This is a genomic window from Paenisporosarcina sp. P4_D4 (genome assembly GCF_056401835.1).
Genome location: NZ_JBFUIO010000230.1, coordinates 1 through 2,214, shown reverse-complemented (window position 1 = coordinate 2,214; position 2,214 = coordinate 1). Strand labels below are relative to the sequence as shown.

The 2,214-nt window shown below is 35.9% G+C and carries 3 protein-coding genes; 1 reads left to right on the top strand and 2 read right to left on the bottom strand.

Features of this window, described 5'->3' with window-relative positions; genetic code table 11:
* Nucleotides 1-111: 111 nt before the first annotated feature.
* The gene (locus AC1DSL_RS17465) at nt 112-360 is read right to left on the bottom strand and encodes a GlsB/YeaQ/YmgE family stress response membrane protein (RefSeq protein WP_477533201.1); all 249 of its coding nucleotides are present in this window, start codon (nt 358-360) and stop codon (nt 112-114) included.
* 536 nt (nt 361-896) lie between these two features.
* Here AC1DSL_RS17465 and AC1DSL_RS17460 point away from each other — a divergent pair.
* Nucleotides 897-1,571, top strand: coding sequence for a DNA alkylation repair protein (locus AC1DSL_RS17460; RefSeq protein ID WP_477533200.1), 675 nt, complete (start codon nt 897-899; stop codon nt 1,569-1,571).
* 25 nt (nt 1,572-1,596) lie between these two features.
* On the opposite strand, the gene yfkAB is transcribed toward AC1DSL_RS17460, so the two are convergent.
* On the bottom strand, nt 1,597-2,214 hold a 618-nt coding region (gene yfkAB / locus AC1DSL_RS17455; RefSeq protein WP_477533199.1), incomplete at its 5' end, for a radical SAM/CxCxxxxC motif protein YfkAB.

Genomic DNA, 2,214 nt, shown 5'->3' with positions numbered 1-2,214 from the left:
ATGTATTATATTACTATCATAAATATGAAGAAGAGCAGGGCACTCAAGGACAAGCTGCTTCTTCAGAACAATAAAAAAAGAGACGTTCAATTGAACGTCTCTTTTTTGATATTATGTTTTGCGTAGTGCTTTTAAAATCATGCTTACGATGAAGATTAAAATAACTGCACCAATAAATGCTGGAATGATTTGAATATCGGCAACTGTTGGTCCGAAGCTGAATAACATACCGCCGATCCATGCACCAATGATACCAGCAATAATGTTACCAATAATTCCGCCCGGTACGTCTTTACCTAAAATAAGCCCTGCTAACCAACCAATGATACCACCGATAATAAGGTATAAAATAAATCCCATGTTCGTCATCTCCTGTTCGATAAAGTTTAATTTGACTTGCTAGTAATTAGATATCCTCAAACGATTTACTTCAAACCATTTTTTGAAAATATTTTTAACCCATAACGATTTCATATCCAAACTGAAAACGAATAATTCTACAAACCAGTTTGACTTTGCGTGCATATAATAAAAACTTCAGCGCTAATCAATAGTCTGAACAAAAACAAAAAAAGTATGTATTTTGTTTTCAGATTCACATATTTTTTCGTTTTTTAATTGACGGAAAATTCGTAAAAAGCTTTGTGAATTGAAAATTAAAAGCGTATAATCAAAAAAAGGAGTGAGTTGAGATGGACGAAATCATGATGAGAAAACTTAACCGACAGGCAATGTGGTTTGTTGTGCTTCACACCATTTTTATCTTCAATCTCGCATTCGACGTCATTGAATTTACTTGAAAATTGTGGATAGCTTGCCTATCCACAATTTTTTTACGGATTGATACATAAAAGACAACCCAATTACATACACCAAAGTAGTCAGGAGTTTTACTATTGAAGAGACCATGGGATCGATATACATATTGTCAAGTATTTGAAAATCTTCGCGATGAGCAATTGGCTTCACCTATGGAAGCATATATGAAACACAATTTTCCTTTTCTCGGCATTAAAAGCCCTGCACGAAATGAAGCATTAAAAAACTATTTTACTGAACATGAAATTCCCGAAAAACAACAATTGTTTGAAGAAGTGTGGGAAATTTATCAGCTGCCTGAAAGGGAATATCAATATGTAGCAATAGCTTTATTAAGTAAAAAAATTAAAACATTAACAATTGAGGATTTGTCTTTCATCGAGAAACTGATAACGGAAAAATCGTGGTGGGATAGTGTGGATTCCATTGCGCCATCCATAGTTGGGGAAATTGTAAAAAAGGATAGACCAAATGGAGAAAAAGTCATGCGATTGTGGTCAGATTCAGATAATATGTGGCTGAATCGCTCAGCTATTCTGCATCAATTGAAATATAAAAATGAAACAAACGAAAACATACTGGAAGAAATCATTTTAAGTCATGCAGAATCGAATGAATTTTTCATTCAGAAAGCAATTGGTTGGGTATTACGGGAATACGCAAAAACCAATCCTGTATTTGTTCAACAATTTGTAGAAGTGAATGAATTGAAACCTTTAAGTAAAAGGGAAGCACTGAAACACTTCAAATGAAAAAGCAGCCAATCGGCTGCTTTTGTTATTTTACGGAGTCGCTGATGAATGTGTGGTCTTTATAATACATGTTTTTCACCAATACATTTGGTCCTAGACATTTTACTGCAGGGCAATGGCAGTTCAATTCTTTTGCAAGAGGCGAGTCCAGCCATTTGTCAAAAATGATTGGTAAGGAATCACTCTTCATATTACCAAGTACAGGTGCATCTCCAAAGTCTGTGACAATGACATCACCTGAGAAAATATTGATATTCAATCTTGAACGGCCGTCAGGGTCATTACGAACGGTGACATTCGTTTCTTCTTTCAATCTTTGCTGAAGATGACGATCTTCTTCACTGGCGCTGCAAGGATAAAATGGCAAAGTTCCGAAAAGCATCCAGGTGTTTTTATCACGTACATCGAGTAAGTGATGAATGGCTTGTCGTGTTTCCTCTAACGTCAATGAAGTCAAACTGCTAGCGAAATCTGAAGGGTACATAGGGTGAATTTCGTGTCTTGCGCATTTCATTTCTTCAACTACTTGGCGATGTATGTGTTCCAAGTATGGCAGTGTTTTCTTATTTAGCATCGTTTCAGCTGAAACCATGACGCCCGCATCAGATAACATGCGGCTGTTTTCAATCATGCGGTCAAAGAG